15 protein-coding genes are annotated in these 20,876 nt (G+C 62.4%); 8 read left to right on the top strand and 7 right to left on the bottom strand.

Annotation, left to right across the window (positions count from 1 at the left end):
- Positions 1 to 388 precede the first annotated feature (388 nt).
- The gene (gene dnaA / locus AC3A3W_RS06275) at positions 389 to 1,810 is read right to left on the bottom strand and encodes a chromosomal replication initiator protein DnaA (protein WP_205654749.1); all 1,422 of its coding nucleotides are present in this window, start codon (positions 1,808 to 1,810) and stop codon (positions 389 to 391) included.
- A gap of 470 nt (positions 1,811 to 2,280) precedes the next feature.
- On the opposite strand from dnaA, the gene rpmH reads away from it, so the two are divergent.
- From rpmH to AC3A3W_RS06315, 8 genes are all read left to right on the top strand, one after another.
- Complete coding sequence (gene rpmH / locus AC3A3W_RS06280) at positions 2,281 to 2,418, top strand: 50S ribosomal protein L34 (RefSeq protein ID WP_011776797.1); 138 nt, start codon at positions 2,281 to 2,283, stop codon at positions 2,416 to 2,418.
- 40 nt (positions 2,419 to 2,458) lie between these two features.
- Complete coding sequence (gene rnpA / locus AC3A3W_RS06285; protein ID WP_487441205.1) at positions 2,459 to 2,881, top strand: ribonuclease P protein component; 423 nt, start codon at positions 2,459 to 2,461, stop codon at positions 2,879 to 2,881.
- A complete protein-coding gene (gene yidD / locus AC3A3W_RS06290; protein ID WP_487441207.1) occupies positions 2,874 to 3,269 on the top strand; it encodes a membrane protein insertion efficiency factor YidD in 396 nt (131 codons plus the stop codon). The genes rnpA and yidD overlap by 8 nt, the downstream gene beginning before the upstream one ends.
- 16 nt (positions 3,270 to 3,285) lie before the next feature.
- Positions 3,286 to 4,260 carry a membrane protein insertase YidC gene (gene yidC, locus AC3A3W_RS06295; RefSeq protein WP_205654746.1) on the top strand — a complete coding sequence of 325 codons (975 nt, stop codon included), beginning with the start codon at positions 3,286 to 3,288 and terminating at the stop codon, positions 4,258 to 4,260.
- The gene (locus AC3A3W_RS06300; protein WP_487441209.1) at positions 4,260 to 4,823 is read left to right on the top strand and encodes a Jag family protein; all 564 of its coding nucleotides are present in this window, start codon (positions 4,260 to 4,262) and stop codon (positions 4,821 to 4,823) included. Before yidC ends, AC3A3W_RS06300 begins: the two co-directional genes overlap by 1 nt.
- A 7-nt stretch (positions 4,824 to 4,830) precedes the next feature.
- A complete protein-coding gene (gene rsmG / locus AC3A3W_RS06305) occupies positions 4,831 to 5,481 on the top strand; it encodes a 16S rRNA (guanine(527)-N(7))-methyltransferase RsmG (protein ID WP_487441211.1) in 651 nt (216 codons plus the stop codon).
- Between the two features lie 87 nt (positions 5,482 to 5,568).
- Positions 5,569 to 6,624, top strand: coding sequence for a ParA family protein (locus AC3A3W_RS06310; protein WP_487441213.1), 1,056 nt, complete (start codon positions 5,569 to 5,571; stop codon positions 6,622 to 6,624).
- Between the two features lie 67 nt (positions 6,625 to 6,691).
- A complete protein-coding gene (locus AC3A3W_RS06315) occupies positions 6,692 to 7,951 on the top strand; it encodes a ParB/RepB/Spo0J family partition protein (RefSeq protein WP_487441215.1) in 1,260 nt (419 codons plus the stop codon).
- Between the two features lie 1,860 nt (positions 7,952 to 9,811).
- On the opposite strand, the gene AC3A3W_RS06320 is transcribed toward AC3A3W_RS06315, so the two are convergent.
- The 6 genes from AC3A3W_RS06320 to AC3A3W_RS06345 all read right to left on the bottom strand — a co-directional run bounded on the left by AC3A3W_RS06320 (position 9,812) and on the right by AC3A3W_RS06345 (position 20,844).
- Entirely contained in the window at positions 9,812 to 10,003 is a 192-nt protein-coding gene (locus AC3A3W_RS06320; protein WP_487441216.1) for a hypothetical protein, read from the bottom strand.
- Positions 10,004 to 14,713: 4,710 nt separating this feature from the next.
- A complete protein-coding gene (trxA, locus tag AC3A3W_RS06325) occupies positions 14,714 to 15,040 on the bottom strand; it encodes a thioredoxin (RefSeq protein WP_205654741.1) in 327 nt (108 codons plus the stop codon).
- Between the two features lie 38 nt (positions 15,041 to 15,078).
- On the bottom strand, positions 15,079 to 16,035 hold the full coding sequence (gene trxB / locus AC3A3W_RS06330) for a thioredoxin-disulfide reductase (RefSeq protein ID WP_487441218.1): 957 nt from the start codon (positions 16,033 to 16,035) through the stop codon (positions 15,079 to 15,081).
- A 243-nt stretch (positions 16,036 to 16,278) separates the two neighbouring features.
- Positions 16,279 to 17,946, bottom strand: coding sequence for an ABC transporter substrate-binding protein (locus AC3A3W_RS06335; protein ID WP_487441220.1), 1,668 nt, complete (start codon positions 17,944 to 17,946; stop codon positions 16,279 to 16,281).
- Positions 17,947 to 18,120: 174 nt separating this feature from the next.
- On the bottom strand, positions 18,121 to 20,271 hold the full coding sequence (gene murJ / locus AC3A3W_RS06340) for a murein biosynthesis integral membrane protein MurJ (RefSeq protein WP_487441222.1): 2,151 nt from the start codon (positions 20,269 to 20,271) through the stop codon (positions 18,121 to 18,123).
- A 72-nt stretch (positions 20,272 to 20,343) separates the two neighbouring features.
- Entirely contained in the window at positions 20,344 to 20,844 is a 501-nt protein-coding gene (locus tag AC3A3W_RS06345) for an NUDIX hydrolase (protein WP_487441277.1), read from the bottom strand.
- Positions 20,845 to 20,876: the final 32 nt, after the last annotated feature.

Genomic DNA, 20,876 nt, shown 5'->3' on the forward strand with positions numbered 1-20,876 from the left:
GCGCTGCTGACAGCTTAGCCCGAAGATCGGGGAATTCCCCATCCCCGCCGACGGGCTGGGCCGTTCCTGGTCTGCAGGCAGGGGCCGGCGTGGGCAGGGAAACGAGATTGTTGTTTGAGGGATTTCGATTTTTTGGGATTAGTAGTGTTAATAACTGCTGTGGAAACTGTGGATAACTCCCGCTGGCGGCAGGAATCCGGGGTTAAGCCCTGTTCATGAGCTGTGGGCGGAGCAGGTTTTAAACAGGCTGTGGATGGGGATAACATTTTCGGCCGTTTCGGCAATCCACAGACACCTTAAGGGTTTTAAGCCCATTAACCGCGGTTGTCCCCTTAACTGTCCACAGGGTTATCCACACGCGCCTGTTAATAAGGTTAAGAACCTCGGCTCAGGAGTCGCGCTGCTGCTGCTTGATCCGGTTGGTGAGCTCGGTGACCTGGTTGTAGATCACACGGCGCTCGGCCATCAGCTCGCGGATCTTGCGGTCCGCGTGGATGACGGTGGTGTGGTCGCGGCCGCCGAGCTCCTGGCCGATCTTGGGCAGCGACATGTCTGTCAGCTCCCGGCAGAGGTACATGGCGATCTGCCGCGCAGTGACCAAAGTGCGCGTGCGGGACTTGCTGCAGAGCTCTTCCATGCTGAGCTTGAAGTAATCCGCGGTCTGCGTGAGGATCTGGCTGGACGTGATCTCCTGCGCGTTGTCATCGGTGATGAGATCCTTGAGCACCATCTCGGCCAGGGCCACATCGACGGGCTGGCGGTTGAGGCTGGCGAACGCTGTGACCCGGATCAGGGCGCCCTCGAGTTCACGGATGTTGCTGGCGATCTTGGAGGCGATGTATTCCAGTGCGTCGTCCGGAGCGGAGAGGCCTTCGCTCAGCGCCTTCTTGCGGAGGATCGCGATGCGGGTTTCGAGTTCCGGAGGCTGAATGTCCGTCAGCAGGCCCCATTCGAAGCGTGACTTCATGCGGTCTTCGAAGCCTGCCAGCAGCTTGGGCGGCTGGTCGGAGGTGATCACCACCTGCTTGTTGTTGTTATGCAGGGAGTTGAACGTGTGGAAGAACTCCTCGAGGGTCCGGTCCTTTCCGGCCAGGAACTGGATGTCGTCGATCAGCAGCACATCAACATTCCGGTACGTGGTCTTGAAGCTGGCGCCTTCGTCGTCACGGATCGAGTTGATGAAGTCGTTTGTGAACTCCTCGGAGTTCACGTAGCGGACCCGAATGCCGCTGTAGAGCCGCCGGGCGTAGTGGCCGATCGCATGCAGCAGGTGGGTCTTGCCGAGGCCGGAGTCTCCGTAGATGAACAGCGGGTTGTAGGCCTTGGCCGGTGCTTCGGCCACGGCCACGGCCGCGGCGTGGGCGAACCTGTTGGAGGAACCGATGACGAACGTGTCAAAAACGTACTTGGGGTTCAGCCGTCCGAACTCGTGAGACGTGCTTGGCAGCATCGGCTGCGGCTTCAGTTCAACAGACTGGTCAGTTGCGAGGGAAAGCTCGACGGCGGGTTCGGGCTCTTCGTGGAGGGGCACCAGATCGGTATCCACGTCGATCGCGCACCGGATGTCGTCGGAAAAGACGTTGTGCAGGGCGTCGTCGAGTGCATCCTTCACCTGGGTCTGGAGCACTTCGCGCGTCAGTTCGTTGGGCACTGCCACCAGGAGCGTCGATCCGATGAGGCCCTGTGCCTGGGCAAGAATAACGAAACCGCGCTGCCGCGGGGACACCCGGTCGTCCTGTTCGAGAAGGTTCACCACGCGGCGCCAGGAACTTCCGACAGTATTGGCGTGGTTGGCTTCGTCTACTGTCATCAATCGGGTTCCTCAAAGCTTGCTTACCTGCATTACATGCAGCCACAAGCCCGAAACCAGGGTGCTGGCCCGGCTTAATCCACAGGGTTATGCACAGTCCGTGGATAATCGGCTACTGGGACACTCTAGGGGATGAAAAGGCCAGAAGATAGCTGGGAAGCAGCTTGTGGATAATTACACCGTTGTGGTTCGAAATCGGCCCTTGTGAGCCACTTCATCCACAGGCTGGAGCCGGTACTTAACCACAGCTGGGGATAGCTGGGGCCGGCGCTGCCGGTTTGACTCGGCAACGCGCTTTGAACTAACGTTGTGGAGTCCTTTGTGCCTGCTTTCTGACCCCATTTTGGATCTTCCAGACGCCCAGCGTTGCGGAAAACCGGGGGAATGCAGACACATACAAAAACTTAGCGTCGGCCAGTTCTTCCCCTTTGATCGGGTGGGCGCACCTTTGATCCACTGGAGTAACTAACGTGAGCAAGCGGACTTTTCAGCCGAATAACCGCCGTCGAGCCAAGAAGCACGGCTTCCGCCTTCGTATGCGTACCCGCGCCGGCCGCGCCATTCTGGCTGCCCGTCGCGGCAAGGGCCGCGTCGAACTGTCGGCCTAAATACTGACTCGTCGGTGATCCTTCCTTTGCGAGTTTAACGGTGCTGGCCACCAGGAACCGTCTTAGGACCTCAACCGATTTTTCAACAACTGTACGTTCCGGTGTCCGCAATGGACGCCGGAACGTAGTGTTATATACGGCAACCATCGGGGCCGATGAACCCAGCAGGATCGGGTTCATCGTTTCCAAGGGTGTCGGGAACGCTGTTGCCAGGAACCTCGTTAAGAGGAGACTTAGGGAAGCCGGTGCTGTCTCGCTGCGCGAGTACGGGACCGGGTTCGCTATTGTGGTGCGTGCGTTGCCCGCGTCTGCGACTGCCAGCTGGCAGGAACTGATGGCGGATTACAACGCTGCCTTGGAAGCCACCATGAAGCGGCTGCAGGGTCGCCAACGGTCGGCTGGAGCTGGTCCGAATGGAACCGGTTCGAACGGAACAACACAGGAAGGGACACAGCGTGCTTGACCTGACTGCCGCCGTCGTCCGTTCCGCAAAGTCCGCAGCTGCGGCCGCCGGCAGGTTCGTCTGGAACCTGCCTCGCAATATCCTCATTCTTCTGCTCATGGCCTACCGCAAGGTGATTTCACCCTTGTACGGACAGGTCTGCCGCTTCTTCCCTTCGTGCTCGGCGTACGCGCTTGAGGCCATCACGGTCCACGGTGCCGTCAAAGGAAGCTGGCTCGCGGCGAAGCGCTTGGCGCGCTGCCATCCCTGGAATTCCGGCGGCGTGGACCACGTCCCCGCCGGTCACCGGGAATGGCCTGACAACCAGACCCCCACAATTGTTGTGCTGAACAACCCGGACAAGTACCTGGCTGCTCGGACTGATGGAGAAGGCCGCGCTGCGGCCTAACGAATAGGGATATCGTATGGACTTCTTTGAAACAATCATGTTTCCGTTCAAATGGCTTGTGTCCATCATCATGGTGGGTTTCCATGAGGGCCTGAGCGGCATCGGACTTCCTGAGGCCAGCGGCTGGACGTGGACGCTGTCCATCATCGGGCTCGTGTTGGTGATTCGTGCCGCCCTGATTCCCGTCTTCGTCAAGCAGATCAAGGCACAGCGCGGCATGCAGTTGCTGCAGCCGGATTTGAAGAAGCTGCAGGACAAGTACAAGGGCAAGACTGACCAGCTGTCCCGCCAGGCCATGGCGCAGGAGCAGATGGCCATGTACAAGAAGCACGGCACCAACCCGTTCTCGGCCTGCCTGCCCATGCTCATCCAGATGCCGTTCTTCTTCGCGCTGTTCACGGTGCTCTCCGGCATCAGCACGGCGCGCGACCAAGGCAACGGCATCGGTGCGATGAGCCACGACCAAGTGGTGCAGTTCGACGAATCCACCATCTTCGGTGCCACGCTGTCCGCATCGCTGCTGCACGGCGGCGAAGGCAACCTCACTGCCGTGTGGATCCTCTCGATCATCATGATCCTGGCGATGACCGCGTCGCAGTTCATCACGCAGAAGCAGATCATGGCCAAGAACATGTCCGAGGAAGCCATGGCGTCTCCGTTCATGCGCCAGCAGAAAATGATGCTCTACATCCTGCCCATCGTCTTCGGCGTGGGCGGCATCAACTTCCCCATCGGTGTCCTGATCTACTGGACCACCACCAACCTGTGGACCATGGGCCAGCAGTTCTTCGTCATCCGCCGTATGCCGACGCCGGGATCCCCCGCCGCCAAGGCCCTCGCCGAGCGCCGCGCCGCCAAGGGCCTCCCGGCCCTCCCCATCCTGGGAGGCAAGAAGGCCGACGTCGAGGCAGAGGCCGCTGCAGCCGCTGCGGTAGCGCAGGCCAAGGCCCAGCGCATCCAGCCACAACGCAAGAACAGGAAGAAGAAGTAATGTCTGTTGAAAGCTCAGAACAAGCCCTTTCCGCTGAAACCAGCGAAGACCAGGACAACACCGCCGAGGCTGTGACCACCGACAAGGGAACGGCCGTAAGCCGCCTGGAAGAAGAAGGCGACGTCGCGGCCGACTACCTCGAGGAACTGCTGGACATCGCCGACATCGACGGCGACATCGACATCGAGGTCCGCAACGGACGCACCTACATCTCCATCGTCACCGAGGAAGAATCCGCTGGGCTGGAGAACCTGGTGGGCCGCGACGGCGAAGTCCTCGAGGCCCTGCAGGAACTGACCCGGCTCTCGGTGCTCTCCGCCACCGAAAACCGCTCCCGCCTCGTCCTTGACATCAACGGGTACCGCAAGGAACGTGCCGGCCACCTGCAGAAGATTGCAGAGGACGCTGTCGCGACCGCCAAGGAAACCGGTGAGCCCGTGGCCCTTGAACCCATGAGTGCATATGAGCGCAAGATCGTCCACGACGCTGTTGCCGATCTGGGTTTCGTGAGCGAGTCCGAGGGCGAAGGCGCCGGCCGCCACATCGTCGTCTCTGTCGACTGACTAACTGATGGTAGAAATTACGGCTGCTGAGCGCGAGGCGGCGGAGAAGATTTTCGGCGACCGTTTGGCTCTGGCGGAACGGTACGTTGAGCACCTGGCCACATCGGGAACCGAGCGCGGACTCATCGGTCCGCGGGAAATACCGCGACTGTGGGGGCGGCACGTGCTGAACTGCGCCGTCATCGAGAGCGAGATTGCTCAAGGAAGCCATGTGGCCGACGTCGGAAGCGGCGCCGGACTGCCGGGCCTCTGCCTTGCCATTGCCCGTCCGGACCTGGAACTCACGCTTATTGAGCCGCTCGAACGACGCGTGATCTGGCTCCAGGAGGTGGTCGATGACCTCGGGTTGGACAATGTCACCATCATGCGCACACGGGCCGAGCAGGCTGTGGGCTTGGTGAAGGCGGATGTTGTCACGGCCCGGGCAGTCTCGGCACTCAGCAACCTGGCCGGACTGACCATACCCCTCCTTGACGGGGAGGGTGAGGTCGTCGCCATCAAGGGGCGAAGTGCCGCAGATGAAATCGAGAAGGCCACCAAGGTGATCCGTAAGCTCGGCGGCATACAGACTTCGGTTGTAACAGTGGGCCAGGACCTGCTTGAGGAACCGACTACAGTGGTGCGCATCGTCGTGAAGAAGTCCCAAAAGATCGCCTAGCCCAAGGCCCGGTGCCGCAGGTCTTGACGGCGGAGCGGTTAGGCTAGAGAGCGGCAGCAAAAGCCGAACGAGAGTGAGTGTGTCCCAGTGACCAGTAGCGAAACCTTCACACAGCGGATACCCCCGTTCGTGTCTCTGGGGTCGGCACGCGCCGCAGCTGCACCCACCGTCGCTGCAGCCTCCAATCACCTGAATCCGGTTGCAGGCAAGACCGATGTGGCCAAAGTTTCACGTGAAACGGCCGGCCGGACGAACGTGTTGGACACGCTGGACGATTCGAGCCCGATCGCCCGTGAGCTTGCGCACGAGAACAGGCGCCGCGAAAGGCTGCTGGGCCGCAACCTCCCCAAACCCGAGAAGACCCGCATCTTTACGGTCTCGAACCAAAAGGGCGGAGTCGGCAAGACCACCACCACGGTCAACATCGCAGCCGCGCTGGCTGCAGCCGGACTGAACGTCATGGTCATCGATATCGACCCGCAGGGCAACGCCTCCACAGCGCTGGGCATTGAACACCACGCGGACGTGGACAGCATCTACGACGTCCTGATCAATGACGTTGCGCTGGAAGATGTTGTGGCCCCGTGCCCTGATATCAGCAACCTCATTTGTGCCCCCGCTACCATCCACCTTGCCGGCGCCGAAATTGAACTGGTGTCCTTGGTGGCCAGGGAGCAGAGACTCCGACGCGCGATCGACGTCTACGCGAAGGCACGCGAGAAAAAGGGCGAACAGCGCCTGGACTACATCTTCATCGACTGCCCGCCGAGCCTCGGCCTGCTGACGGTCAATGCCTTCTGCGCCGCCGGCGAAGTCCTGATCCCGATCCAGTGTGAGTACTACGCCTTGGAGGGGCTGAGCCAGCTCCTCAAGAACATCGAGATGATCCAGAAGCACCTGAATGCGGATCTGGTCGTGTCGACAATTCTGCTCACCATGTACGACGGCCGTACCAACCTGGCCGCCCAGGTGGCCGCCGAGGTGCGCCAGCATTTCCCCGACCAGGTGCTGGGGGCCGTGGTCCCCCGCTCCGTGCGGATTTCAGAAGCACCGAGTTACCAGCAAACAGTCATGACTTACGATCCGTCCTCCAGCGGTGCACTTTCCTATTTGGAAGCCGCAGCGGAAATCGCTGAGCGTTAGAATTTTCCAAACACTGCAACAGCCGGAGCCCGGCATAGCCGGGCTCTTCCAATGGAGGGATTTATCCATGAGCGATAAGCGACGCGGGCTCGGTCGCGGTCTTGGCGCACTCATTCCAAGTTCCGCCGCCGCAAGCGCTTCCGGCAACGGAGCAGCGCCGTCACGCCCAGTGGATCTCTTCTTTCCGGAAGCCCGCAAGACTGCACGCCCCGACGCTTCCAGCCCTGAGGGTACTGATCCTGAAGTCGCTGAGGCTGAGAAGGCTGCTGCTGAGAGGCCTGCTGCCAGGACTGCCGCGCCTCGATCGGCTGGCGCTAAAGCAGAGGCGAAGGCCAGCAAGACAGCTAGCCAGGAAGCAGATGCGGCCGGCGGGACGAAATCGCAGCCAGCTGCAGCAACTGCCGATGCTGCCCGGGCTGCCGAGAGTGAAACGGGTTCGCCGGCCGAACAATCGGACTCCAGTGACGGCGGCCGTTCAAGGACAGCTGAGGATGTGGAACTCGTCGAGGTGCCCGGCGTGCGTTTCGCCGAAATCCCTGTGGCGGACATCCATCCGAACCGAAAGCAGCCTCGTACTGTCTTCGATGAGGACGACATGGCGGAGCTCGTGCACTCTGTGCGTGAAATCGGCGTCCTCCAGCCAATTGTGGTGCGTACTTCAACCGAAAAGGGTGGAGAACCGTATGAGCTGGTGATGGGTGAGCGCCGCTGGCGCGCAGTCCAGGCCGCTGGGCTTGCCACCATCCCCGCGATTGTCCGTGACACCACCGACGACGACCTCCTCCGGGACGCGCTGTTGGAGAACCTGCACCGTAGCCAGCTGAATCCCTTGGAAGAGGCAGCTGCCTACCAGCAGCTGCTGGAAGACTTTGGCACCACGCATGAGCAGCTGGCCGACCGCATCGGCAGGTCCCGCCCGCAGGTCTCCAATACGCTGCGTCTTCTTAAGCTGCCGCCGCTGGTGCAGCGGCGGGTTGCCGCCAACGTACTGTCCGCCGGCCACGCCCGCGCGCTCCTGTCACTGCCGGATGCCGCCGCGATGGAACGTCTTGCCCAGCGGATTGTCGCCGAGGGTATGTCTGTGCGGGCCACAGAGGAAGCAGTAACCCTGCACCGTGAGCCGTCGACTCAGCCGAAGAACAACATTCCGCGTCCCGGGGCACGGCATGAGCGTCTGGACTATCTTGCGTCCTCGTTGTCGGATCGTTTGGACACGAACGTCAAGATTTCGCTGGGTGCGCGGAAGGGCCGCGTCAGCATCGAATTCGCGAGCGTCGAGGACCTGAACCGCATCATGGATGTCCTGGCGCCGGGCTCCGAGAGCTAGGTTCTGGGTTTCGTCTGGGGTCCGTTCACGTGAAACGGGCCCCTTTTTGTGTGGTTCAGCTTTTGGTGGGGCGCGCACGAAGCGCTTTAAACCAACACGAAGCGCGTTAGGTCTTCCCGCGCCGTGTTTAGTCTGCTGCCGCGCGGCCACAGGTCCGCACACCGCGAGGTCCACGACTCCATGGTGGTGACCACTGAGGGTCATTCTGATGATTGATAAGCCCCACGGAGTTGATGGCAAGCCCCAATGCCTTGAGTTCTGTGCTCACGCGCCGGTTACGCTCGGCGGACAGTCAGCGCCATCCGTGCTTCACGTGAAAGCAGACGAAGCGTCGGCTGTGCTGTGGATGCTCTGACGGAAGCATCAAACTGTGCCAGACGTAAGCGTCCGATCCGCGGAGCGCGTTGCCGTGGACGCTGTGACAGGTAGGGCGCGGGAGTTGGCGCCCCGGGAATCTGACGATGTGCGATCCCCGACTCTCAGCTCAGCACTCGAAAAGCGCGCGATACTCGAGAGGGGGCGATACCCAATAGCGCGCTCCGGCGCAGTGCGAAGTCTCAAGATATTGAAGATTCGACGCCACACTCGCGGACTTCCGCCGCTTTTGTGCAGCCTCGTTCTACGGCGCTGGGTGCTGCTCGGAGCTCTACGACGACGTGAGGACTTCTCTTTGGACCGGGTACTGCGCGATACTCACACCACCCTTCAGACGCTGAATGAGACGGTGGTGGCGCAAACCCTGGCGCCGGGGGCAACTCTCATTGGCCTCTCGGCCTCTGGCAGTCTCAAGGACGCCTGCAAGTGATCATGGGCCGGTTCTGGGCATTGCCTTGACGCCGCTCAGGTGCGCCTTCAAGTAGGAAACTGGCTGATCAGCGGTCTCCTGTTTTCCGTTCGGTCATGAGCCAGGCTCCGTTTGGCGGAGACCGCCGGTTCGGGACTTCTCGCAAGGGACGGCGTGGATCCACTGCCAGCGGGAGGGAATGGCTAGAAGACCTTCGAGTCCTATTGCTCCATGGTTTCACGTGAAACGCAGCTCATGTTTCTAGGACCTCTTCTGTGGAGGGGTCGGTGCCGTGATGGGGTCATCACGACATGCGAATCGCCTTCTCGCCAAGCAGGCCCCGGAGCCGCACGCCGAAGCGAGGGCTCTCGAAAAGGCGTAACGAGCGCCAGCGTACGTCTTCCTTGCCCTACCTTCTCCTCCCGTACGTATGATTCACGTGAAACGGTCGCCGGGCGCCTTGGAAAGACCGGCCGCCGTCGAGTTGATCCCGCCTGTGCGGCCGTTTTGGGAATGCGATACCGGGCTTGCCCTTCAGTTGCAGGCGAAGACAGGGCTGAAGGCGGTGCGATTCTAGTGTGGGCACCTGGTGCTGGGTCCGCGGCTTCAAATCGGCGAACGGGTACGTATTGGCTGCACTTGACGATCGCAGCCACTGGTTAGGACGACCCCCAATGCGACTGGCCGGGCCTGCTCCATGCTCACGCTGCGGAGAAGCTACGGCGCGACGCCTCTAGCGCGACACCTACGAGACCGTTGGCGGCTACCTTTGACGTCCGGGAGTGGATCCTCTTGCCTGTGCTGACCTTGAGCTGGTGCGCGACTTTCGGGGCGGCTGTGTGTGCGCGTGGGAGCCGGCGGGGATGATTAATGTGTTCCTCATGCCCGGGCGGAGGCACCGACGCTTCATCAGTTGCGCCCACTCCCCTGGTCACCGTCCTGCCCCGTAGTGTGCCCAGCCTTGAACAGCGCCTGGACCCAAACCAGACACTCCTCAAACCAACGCCAGCGGTACCCCAATCCCCTGTTGCCATCACTGGAGGCGTGTCCGCATCCTCTAAGAAGCTGGCAACAGGTTAGTGGTGCTGCGCGGCCAAGGCGCTGACGATGGTGGGTGGCTCGGAGGACGTCTGTGACAGGACTGGTACAGAGGCTGTAGCGGCTCCTCTGGAGCAGGCCGCCTGCAGCCGGTAGTCGCAGGTGTCGATTCCGAGAGACCAACCGTAGGGTGAGCTGACGGGCTGCGACTGGACCTCCGTGCGTTTCACGTGAAACCATCCGCTGCCGTTTCACGTGAAACAATCAGACTGCGCCGGCCAGCCCGCATGTGGTCGTGCTGCATCGTTGTTCCAGCCAGCCAGATGCAGGCGCGGGCTCCCCCTTGAGGCAACAGCATTCCTGAGTTGATGGATCTCTGCTTAGGCAACGCAAGGGTTGATTGTCACTGACAGTGTGCGTGGAGCTTGAGCGCCTTCAGAGTGGCTGTGGCATGGCGGACCGCAGCGTCCTGCCCTACTGCCTTTCAGCCTTTCAGTGGGCGTAGGGCTCGTCGATGGGAAGGCTGCCGGCCGCGGTGAAGTCGTCGACTGCGTCCCGTGTTTAAGCCGTCGTCGCTCTGCTTGCCTTCGTGTTCATGGGCTGGAATCACCTCCCTGACTTTTTTGATCCAGCACAGAGCCGGTTGACACTTCAGCGCGCATGGACAGTCAAGGGTCGAAGCCGCGCCGCCAAGCCCGCCAGTGGTGATCTGTCGCAGCGACTCGGCTCAGGTAAGTGAAATGATCCGGGCGCTACAAGCCTCTGAGGCTAGCCCACCACCACGGCCACGCTAGAGTCGCTGTGACAGCACGAGTTAGAGCGGCAGCGCCTGAGCACCACAGGCTGGCTGGCGACGGTGCTCCCAGCGACGTACTAGCCAGGCTCCGGAAGGGCTACTCGAATCTGATGGAGGGCGCGTGCCGGCCGCCTCACGCCCCTTGCCTGCTGCACCAGGAACTGCCCACAGGTCATTCGTCCCGTGTGGAAAAGACTGTGGATATAGCAGTGGAAAACGGTGTGGATAGTCGTGTGGATAACCGTGTGGATAACTGTGGGGATAATAGCCGGCCGAAGCTAGCCCCCTGCGGACGGCAGGACTTCTGAGGACTAGCCGGAAGTGCTCCGAGCCCCTCGGCAGCAGGGCTACAGGGCCGATGTTTCACGTGAAACGTCAGGACGCGAATGCTGGGTTACAACGGCCGACTGGGAATTGGCCGCAGGAAGGCCGCAGTTAAGCGAATTTGGTTTAATCCTGGACAGTCTGCGCGGTTAGCTGAAGTGGCTCCCAGAGCCATGAACATGGCCGATGCTCGGTCCCATCTTCTGCGCTGGCTGGTTGGACCTTTCCCCTGTCTCCTGATAGGAGCATCAGCATTCGCCTACGGGCACTGCTGCTGTGAAGAGGCCTGTGGATTCACCTGTGGATAACAGTGTGAATAATCTCACGGATGGCGATCCGCAAATGCCCACAGAGTCGGGCAGCCAGATGGGTCCCGCTCTTCCGTATGCGCCGTCTCAGCTCGCCGACCCTGGTTGGATCTGATGCCATCGTGGTTCGGATTCCAAACCCGATGCGCATTGCGGCCCGGATCGTCCACTGTCAGATCTGGTGCAATCCCTTCGGCGGCTGGGGGTCACACTCTCGGGCTTCGTCCCCGTACAGGGGTCCTGGGGCTGACGTGGAGCTTCACTTGCGGAAGCCGCTCCCTGAGCAGTACGCGGGGAGTCCTGCTGTCGCAACGAGACACTCAGCAACATATCGGCCAACCGCTGACGACCCTATGGCGCACGTACGTCAGGCCCTTGCCAGCAGACCGGGGCTCGCACGCTATCGAGAGGCGCCTGTGGTGTTCGCAGCATCAGAAGTGGTCTGCCCACTGTGGGTTCGAGAGATGTGCCTTGGCTGTCGCAGGGCCCCGGGGTGGTCTGGGCTGACGTCCAGTCCCCTAACCAGTCCATAAGCTATCACTGGGTCCCAAGCCTCCAATGCAAGGCGAAGACGGCAGGTTGTCGAAGGGGCGGTGGCCGGATCTGTGCAGGTCGAGTATCTGGGGCATCGGGGCAAGGTTGACAGCGCGGCGCCCACGGAGGCGGCGCCCCGGCGACCACTGGGCTCCGAATAGCCCGGCGCAAGGAATGCGCACCACCGCGGTCGTCGCTGCTCTTGGCGGCTCGGAATGCTCTCTCGAACGTTTCACGTGAAACGTTCGAGTCCCCTGTCGACTGTTTCACGTGAAACCTGGGTTGGCGGCTGGCGTCTGGCGGCTAGTGGCTTGTGGCAAGCTGCTAGCGGACGGCCGATACTTGGGGACTGGGTAGCCTGGTTAGCGAGAGGTTTGTGGGCGAGCGGACACCGCCACGGCTGGCTGGATCGCAGCTCTGGAGAAGAGGCTGATCATGCGCGCGAGTGATTGAGGTATGCCAAGCGGCGGGAGCTTGATCCATCGCCAGTTGCATTTCTGATCCTATTGTCGTGATCCTGTTCCAAATGTTCACGGTGAGTTGTTGCGACTTGCAGCTCGGGCACCCAAGGGGCGGGCAAGTCGGCTGGCAGCAAAGATCATGCCGGGCTGCTCCAGGTGAGAGAGCTGGCCCCGGGGGGGGCATCGGGACCTCCTGCACCGACCTTGCGACGAAGGGCGGTGTTCTGGTCAGTGCGTTGCCGGCAGCTGCGGTGCGGCTTCACTGTGGCCTCTGGGTCAGCTTCTGGCATCCAGTCCGCACTCGTTCTTCTCTGTCCGCTAATCGCGTGGAGCTGAGCCAGCGGGAGGTCCGAGCGGAGGAGCTTGAGAGGAACGCCTTCCACAATTTCAGGAGCGGTCAAGGAGAGCGCGCCATATGGCGACTGGCGGTCTGTTTCACGTGAAACCTGGTCTCCTGCTGTCTGCGGCAGCTTCGCGGTCTCGGGCAGCGTGGACCAACGGCTCTGCACGACTTCGCAAGGATGCGCGTTCACTGTTCGCCTGGCTAGTCGGCAATTCGCGCAGTTGGGTATGTGGGACGCGATTCTCCCGCCTGCTGCTGATAGTTGGCCACAAACTGAATGGTGAGTAGAAGGGCTGAGTGGAAAGGGCCAACCATCCTTAGTGCCTGTTGTCAGGGCGAGTTGCACTCCGTCCCGTGCCGCTGCCAGTCAAAGGGCCCGCTATGGGCAATGCTGGTGTGGGTAGCGCGAGAGCGGGTGTGCCTGAGTAGCAAACGACCGCCGCGGACTAGCGACACCTGCCGTCCCTCGCCTCCTCGCGTCACCTTGCCACAGTTGCCACAGACCCGGTCCGCAGTTCGGGTCCGCAGTTCGGGTTCGTGCGGGGCGCCTGTGTGACCTTTTCGCCGCCCGAGGATCGATCGGAGAATGTCTTTCCCGTCCCGATCGGAATGCAACCTCCCTTTCCCCATGGGTTAGGGTCGCACAGACGCCGATCAGAAACTGCCTGGGTTTCAGGTTCCGCTGGCGGGAGGGCATCCCAAATTGGTGGAACGACTCAGCAATCGGCGTCCAGGGCGCGTTTGGGTGGGGGTTCAGGATGGTGGGCGTGGGCTGCAGACGGGCGGGGGGCCGGGTACCAACTGCCTCCCCCCCGGGCAGGACCATTCTTTGTGCGCGTTCCGGCCTCCCGTTTGCAGCCTTCCACTGGTGATTGCGCAGTTCGTGCGTTTGCCTTGTTGAGAGTCCCCATTTTGGCAATTCAGTTGCATTGGTGACTGTATTTGGATGGTCCTTTGGGCCCAGCGGCACTGCCGGCCCTGGTCAGTTAGTGGTTCGCGCGTGTCTTAAGTGGACGTTTCACGTGAAACGGCAACTCGCAATCTTGACGAACGCAATTGCAGAGGGTGGCATGCGGTGGATTCCGGCGCGGATTTCCAGCCCAGTATGGTCGTTCAACTTGCTTCCGGCTGCGCGCTTCGTTTCACGTGAAACGAAGATCAAGTCATGGAGACAGGGGCAGGGGCCGTGGATGAGTTGTTCCGTGCGTTTTTCGCATGGATGGGAGGGCGGGCGGAGACACGGCCCTGGCGGCGCCGAAGGCCAACTGCACTCAACCCCAAGCAACCCGTGCTTCAGCTTCCCCACCTTGAAGTGCTCCTCCGCCCTCGGCACAGGTCAGGCCAATCTCGCGCATGACAGGAGGGTGGTCTCCGAAAGCGGACAGCCATCGGTGCGCAAAGCCCGATGAAGCAGAAGTTTTCCCATTGAACGGTTCAGACACAGCGTCCGGACAGACGACAGATGCATCGGCCAAAATGGAAGGCCCGGCCATGGCGCATGCTGGCACTCCCTGGGCCCAGCCAGACGCCCTTGGTCAAGCCAGACGCCGCCACCTTGGTACGGGACTGTTTCACGTGAAACGGCACGCTTGAAAGCGGTATCCGAGGGCAAGCGTTGGTGCTGCGGCGACATAGAGAGGGTGAAGCTGGCCGTCGACAGGAGACGAAATCCTGGGCCCGGAGCGCAAATCACCCTAGCCCCGTACCGCTGCGAAGGTTTAGTCCAGCTCCCAGATCAGCTCGGTGAAGAAAGCCACCTTCGGAAACGCAATTCGGTTCATTTATGCGTTGGATAGCTCGGTCTCGCCGTAAGCATTGCCGAGCGTAGCCGCCAGCATGGGCGGACCTCCCGCGGAATCGATGCACCCGGCGGCATCTGCCATCCAGATACTGTTAGGCGGCAGCTTCCCGCCAGCCGGCGCCGACTCGTCTGCCTTTGAGCCGGTAGCCGGTGGAAAAACTGCAGCTCCTGAAATCGCCGCGAGATCACCAGCAAAGGGCAAGTGCCTCTGCTGCCCGTGATTCCCCGGACCGCTACCCTGGCCGCCATTCAACCAACGCGTAAGCGCCAAGTCCATGCCACAACAAAAGGATGGCCACCACTCCCCTGGAGTGGTGGCCACGTCCTGTCCCCTGGCGGAGGAAGGCTGTCCCTTTGACTAGAAGACGTCTGATTAGGACAGGACGTCCGCAAATTCCTTTTCGAAGAACTGCTTCGGCTTTGCGCCGATGACTGTGCTCTTCACTTCGCCGCCCTGGAACAGGTAAACGGCCGGAATTGAGGTGATACCGTATTCAGCTGCGATGGCCGGGTTGTCGTCCACGTTCACTTTGACGACCTCGACCTTCTCGCCGTATTCCACCGAGATTTCGTCCAGGATGGGGCCGAGCTTGCGGCAGGGGCCGCACCATTCGGCCCAGAAATCCACGATTACCGGCTTGTCAGCAGCGAGAACGTCCGTGCTGAAGCTTGCGTCTGTGACATCTTTTGCGTTGCTCATAATCCTGTCTCTCTCTTTCGGATGGTTTTCAACGCCGCTTAGGCGTGAAGGTCAGCGAGGTAGTGCTCGACGTCGATCGCGGCAACACAGCCGGAGCCCGACGCCGTGATGGCCTGGCGGTAGGTGGGATCGACGACGTCGCCGGCGGCGAAGACGCCCCTGATGCTCGTCCGGGAGCTGCGTCCTTCCACGGCGATGGTTCCCGCGTCCGTCATGTCGAGGGTGTCCTTGACGAGTTCCGTGCGCGGGTCGTTCCCGATGGCGACGAAGACTCCCGTGACGGCCAGTTCGGACTCAGTGCCGTCGAGCAGGTTCTTCAGCTTCAGCCCGGTCACCTTGTCACCCCCGAGCACATCCTCCACGGCCGTGTTCCAGACGAAGTTGATCTTCTCGTGAGCCTGGGCGCGGTCGCCCATGATCTTGGAAGCCTTCAGCGTGTCGCGGCGGTGGACAACCGTCACGGACCTGGCGAATTTGGTCAGGAACAGCGCCTCCTCCATCGCAGAGTCGCCACCGCCAATGACGGCGATGTCCTGGTCCTTGAAAAAGAAACCATCGCAGGTTGCACACCAGCTCACGCCATGGCCGGAGAGACGTTTTTCATTGGCGAGGCCAAGTTCACGGTATGCCGAGCCGGTGGACAGAATGATGGCCCGTGCGCGGAAGGTCTCCCCCGTCGCGATGGTGACCGACTTGATGTCGCCCTCGAGATCCAGCGCCGTGACGTCCTCAAACTGGATTTCCGTTCCGAAACGGGCGGCCTGCTTTTCGAAGTTCTCCATCAGGTCCGGACCCATGATGCCGTCAGGAAAGCCAGGGTAGTTTTCGACGTCGGTGGTGTTCATCAGTTCGCCGCCGGCAGTGACGGAACCGGCCAGAAGCAGCGGCTTAAGGTTGGCACGTGCCGTATAGACGGCCGCGGTGTAGCCTGCCGGACCGGAGCCGACGATGATGACATCACGTACGTCTGACGCGCTGTTTTCTGCGTTGCTCACTGAACGGTGAACCTCTTCCTTAGTCGATGAGCCAGTTTTCGGCCGGCCACATGGCACAACTGATTAGCGGTGCCGAATATTCCAGACGTTCTGGAGGCCCGGTGCAGGGCATGGAACCTGCACGCATGCGCCATCACAAGACGTTCCCCAAGGGTACCGTTTCGGGCTGTGCCAGAGCATGCCCATTACCTGGTATGGCTCCCGGGCCGGAACGTGCCGCCGGCAGACCGGCGCTGAACCGCCCTACTGAACCTTGATTTCCGCAAGTCGCAGACCGAAGCCGTAGCGGGTCTTCGGCGCAGCGAGCCGGGGCAGGTTCTTGATGGACACGATCACGTACTCAGCCGTGACGGGTTCAGCGAGCGGCATGGTCAGGTCCGGCGAGGTGAAGCTGTTGGTGCCCACCTGCTTGGCACCGTCCAGCGACGGCCGGTCGTTGGTGAAGACGCTGATGTTGCCGCCCGACGCACCCAGCTGATTCAGGGTGATGGAGGAGATCTTGGAAGGATCCTTCAGCTTGACCACGAGCGGCACACCGTCGGGGGCCAGACCACCCCAGTTGTCCGTCGCGAACTCCATGTCAGACCAGTAGCTGGCCGAGTTGCCGTCGAACGTCTTGGTGAGGTCGGCGTCGTAGGTGGAGGCAAAGTCGAAGATTCCCAGCCGTGTGACGCCTTCCACTGCCGGCGGTCCGGCCGCGGCGGCCGTGCTTTGGCTTGGCGAGGGGCTTCCAGTTGCTGCCTCGCTTGGCGTTGTTGCCACTGATCCCGGGGTTTCCTGGGACTGCGGCGCAGGCTTGATCAGGCTGCCGAGGTTGGTGACGGCAAAGATCAGTCCAACCACCAGCACCGCGGCCAGCAAGCCGCCCACCAGCCACCGCATGGATCGCGGTTCCTGCCGGGGCTCGTCGTCGTCGTCGTAGTCGCTGCCGGCCGAAGCAAGGCCGGTCCCGGCAGCCGCAGGGAAGCTACTGGCGTGCCGGTCCCCGTGGCGGCTGTCATCGTCGGTGTAATTACCCTCTGTGTACTGCTCATCGGGGACGTCGACATAGTCGTCCTGGGACCACAGCGATACCTTCGGCTGGTCATCCCTGCCATCAGCCGCCCCTGCGTCACTCTCGTGTGAGCCGTCAGTGGTGGTCGCGGAACGGTTGCGTTCACGCTGGAGCAGCGCCTGCTCGACGTTCTCGCGCTGGACGGGCTGCGGCGCCGTGGTCTCCGGAATCTCAGTCCGCGGCCCGCCCTGGGACGCAGCTGCGGCTCCTGCGGCTGCACCGGCCGCGCCGGCACCTGCGGACGGGGCGGCGCCTGCCGCCGGCATGCCTGGGCGGCCTGGCGGCAGCGGAGGGACGATGGGCGCCTTGCGGACCGGAGCGCTCGGAGCGGCGGCACTGGCCTGCTGCTCCGACGAACCGTGGCCAGAGCTGCGGCCGGGTCGGGCCGCAAGATAGGCATCACCCTGACTCCGGTGGGCATCGCCGTAGGTGATGTAGCCGGCGTCGACCTCTTCCTCGTCGTCGTAAAGTTCCGGTTCATGAGAGCGGGCCTGCCCGAAAATCTCACTGCCCAGCGTGTCAGTGAAGAATGGTTCAACGTACGGCGGGTTGGACGCAACCACGAGGTCCAGCAGGTCTGCCGCGGCCGTGTGGTTGGTGATCAGGTACGTGGTGGCGTCGCTGACGCCGAGATCAAGGATCTGCACGCTGCCCGGGCGTTCCCCCGTGGCCACTTCGCGGGCGCTCTGCGCCACCTGGTCAGCGTTGTGGGGACCGGCCACCAGAATGCTGACCGGGCGGTTGAGCACCTGGTCCGTACCATCCAGCACCAGATCCTCGTCATGCGAGGTCAGTACTGTGGCCGTGACCTTGTAGCGGCCGCCAAGTACTGATCCGACATCGATCGGGTGGGACACGTGTTCCTCCTAGGCTGTCCGGGAATTGCGCGGGCTGGGTGTGCCGCCACCGCGGAAAGACATCCGGCAAGCCGGCTGATACCTGACCCGCAACTACCCTTGTTCTTTTTCGATCCTAGCCGATGCTGTGCAACGGCCGGGTGAGACGGGGCTGGATAACCCCCGGCCGGCGTCTTAATTTTTCTTGTTGCGTCCGCGCCTGAAGTAGGGGTTCTGCCCGGGCTTCCCCTGGAACGTCCTCCGGCCCGGCAAGGGGATCTCCTCGCGCAGTGCGCTGCCGCGCGCGCTGCTGGGTGACTCCTCCTCCGGCAGGTACGTCGATTTGCCGGAGCGTCCGCCGTCCTCTTCCTCCGGCATGGGGGCCGGTCCGGCACGGAACGACGCCGCATCGAATTCGCCCGAGATCCGCGGAATCAAGCCGGTATCCGCTGAGACCGTGGCGCGTTCCGCCGTCGGCCGTTCCGCAGAACCGGAACGTGGCCCGGGCGTGGCGGAATCGGCGTGCAGCGCCGTGTCCGCGGCGGTGACAGCAGCATCACCCCGGGCTCCGGGCCGGGTGCCGCGGCCCAGCCGTCCGAGCAGCGGACGGAGCAGGTCACGCAGCTCGGTGACGCGGAACAGCTTGAGGAGCAGCAGATAGGCGGCCAGCATCACGGGGCCGACGACGATGATGGTCACCAGCGCTGTCAGCCGGTTGGTCCAGGCGAAGCCGACCGGGCTGTAGTTGCCCAGCAGCCAGAGGGCGCCGACGCCGGCAACGGCGGAACCGAGGGCGGCGTACCCCATGCGTATATACGAGTTGGCGATCCGCGGCCCGTCCAGGTGCCCCAGGAGCCGGCGCAGGAAGAACGCACTGACGATCACCGAGAGAATGTTGCCGCCCGTGTAGAGAATGGCGATGGCAAAGATAATCTGGTCGAACGGGAGGAACTGGATGAAGAACGCCGCCACCACGTTCACCAGCGCCAGGACCAGCTGGATGTAGAACGGGGTCCGGGCATCCTCGTTGGCGTAGAAGACCCGGGACATCATGAAGTTCGCGCTCATGAAAGGTGTGCTGAGCGCCAGGATGGTGAGGGTCTGCGCCAGCATGATCCCGTCCGTCCGCAGCCCGCCGGAGAAGAACATGCCCAGCGGACCGGCCAACGCGAAGAGGGCGAGAGCACCGAAAACGGTCGCGACCGCCATGGTGCGCAGCCCCTGGGACAATGCATTGCGCAGTTCGTCGCGGTTGCCGTCCTGCGAAGCGCGCGTCATGCGGTTGAACAGCACCGTGGCGAGCGACAGCGCGATGATCGAGTGCGGCAGCAGGTAGAGCTGGCTGGCCACCTCAAGCACGGCGTTGCCGGGAAGCAGCGCTGCGGAATCAACGTCGCCGGCCTTTTGCAGGCGGAGACGCTCGGCACCCGGAATGGTGGCGATACGCATCACATACAGGAAGGCGAGCTGGCCGACGGCGGCGGTCAGGAGCGTCCAGACGCTCAGCTTTGCTGCGTGGCCAAGTCCCACTCCCCGCCAGCCGAAACGCGGCCGCAGGCCCAGCCTCAGCCGGAAGACGGGGATCAGCAGGATGGCTGTCTGGGCGATGACGCCGATAGTGGAGAAACCGGCCACGAAGAAGGTCTGCGTGTCGCCCCAGCTGTCCAATGTATGCGGATTGGCCACATTGGCGCCGAAAATCCAGATGAACATGCCCAGGCCGAATATGGCCACGATGTTGTTCAGGATGGGCGCCCACATGGCCGGGCCAAAGGCGCCGTTGGCGTTGAGGACCTGGGTCAGGAGGGCATAGAGGCCGTAGAAGAAGATCTGCGGCAGGCACCAGAAGGCGAACGTGACGGCCAGGGCCTTCTGCTGCGGTGAGTACCCCTGCGTCGTCAATTCGATGACGAAGGGAGCCAGCAGCGTCACCAGCAGCGTCAGGGACAGCAGCACCAGCACGGCCAGCGTGAGGAGCCGGCTGATGTAGTCCGCTCCCCTGTCGGGAGCCTTGCTTGCCTTGATGATCTGCGGCACGAGCACGGCATTGAAGACACCGCCGGCCACGAGCAGGAAGATCAGGTTGGGCAGGTTGTTGGCATTGATGAACGTGTCATTGACGGTGGAACCCAGTCCCAGGGCGGCGCCGAGCATCCAGGTTTTGCCGAAGCCCAGGATGCGCGAGACCAGGGTTCCGGCGGCCATGATGGCGCTGGAACGGGCTTCGCCGGGCTGGGCGGCGCTGGAGGGGGCCCCGCCCGCAGGCGCGCCAGCAGCAGGCGGGACGCCGGGAGGCGATTCGCCGGACTGGCCGGGCTGCTCGGATGATGGATTGGCTGCTGACATCGTCTTCATCGTCTCACCCGGGCGGACATATTGCGGTAACCGGCGGCGGACCCGTCCCGGGCTAAGGGGACGCTAGAGGTGTTCGGGCAGGACTTCGCGGGCCAGATCCGCGATGCGGCGCTCGTTGGGAAACGAGAGTTTACGGGCGAGCTCGTGGATGGGTATCCAGGCAACATCCACCGCTTCCTTGTCAGGATCGTTTTCGATGGTGAGCTCGCCGCCGGTTGCGCGCAGCAGGTAGTGGTGAACGGTCTTGTGGACCCGGTGGCCGCTCACAGTGAACCAGTAATCGATGCTGCCCAGCGGAGCCAGGATCCTGCCATCGATGCCGGTCTCTTCGGCGATCTCGCGCACGGCCGCCTGCTCGTTGTTTTCCCGGCCCTCCGGATGGCCCTTCGGCAGGCACCATTCCAGACGTCCGCCCCTATTAAGGCGGGCGATGATCGCAACCCGCAGTTCGTCGTCGGACGTGTCCACCACGACGCCGCCGGCGGAGACTTCCTCAACGGTCGGAAGGGAGGCCGGAGCCGAGTGCGGTGCAGGCGCGACATGTGCACCGATTGCCGACGGCAACGGTGGGTTTGTCCTCCTGCCGGGGGCGCTCG

The organism is Arthrobacter sp. Soil_N43 (assembly GCF_057655195.1).

Coding starts and splice junctions, on each gene's coding strand:
- dnaA (WP_205654749.1), bottom strand. CDS start 1,810: ATGACAGTAGACGAAGCCAACCACGCCAATACTGTCGGAAGTTCCTGG.
- rsmG (WP_487441211.1), top strand. CDS start 4,831: ATGGTAGAAATTACGGCTGCTGAGCGCGAGGCGGCGGAGAAGATTTTC.
- yidC (WP_205654746.1), top strand. CDS start 3,286: ATGGACTTCTTTGAAACAATCATGTTTCCGTTCAAATGGCTTGTGTCC.
- trxA (WP_205654741.1), bottom strand. CDS start 15,040: ATGAGCAACGCAAAAGATGTCACAGACGCAAGCTTCAGCACGGACGTT.
- AC3A3W_RS06300 (WP_487441209.1), top strand. CDS start 4,260: ATGTCTGTTGAAAGCTCAGAACAAGCCCTTTCCGCTGAAACCAGCGAA.
- AC3A3W_RS06315 (WP_487441215.1), top strand. CDS start 6,692: ATGAGCGATAAGCGACGCGGGCTCGGTCGCGGTCTTGGCGCACTCATT.
- murJ (WP_487441222.1), bottom strand. CDS start 20,271: ATGTCAGCAGCCAATCCATCATCCGAGCAGCCCGGCCAGTCCGGCGAA.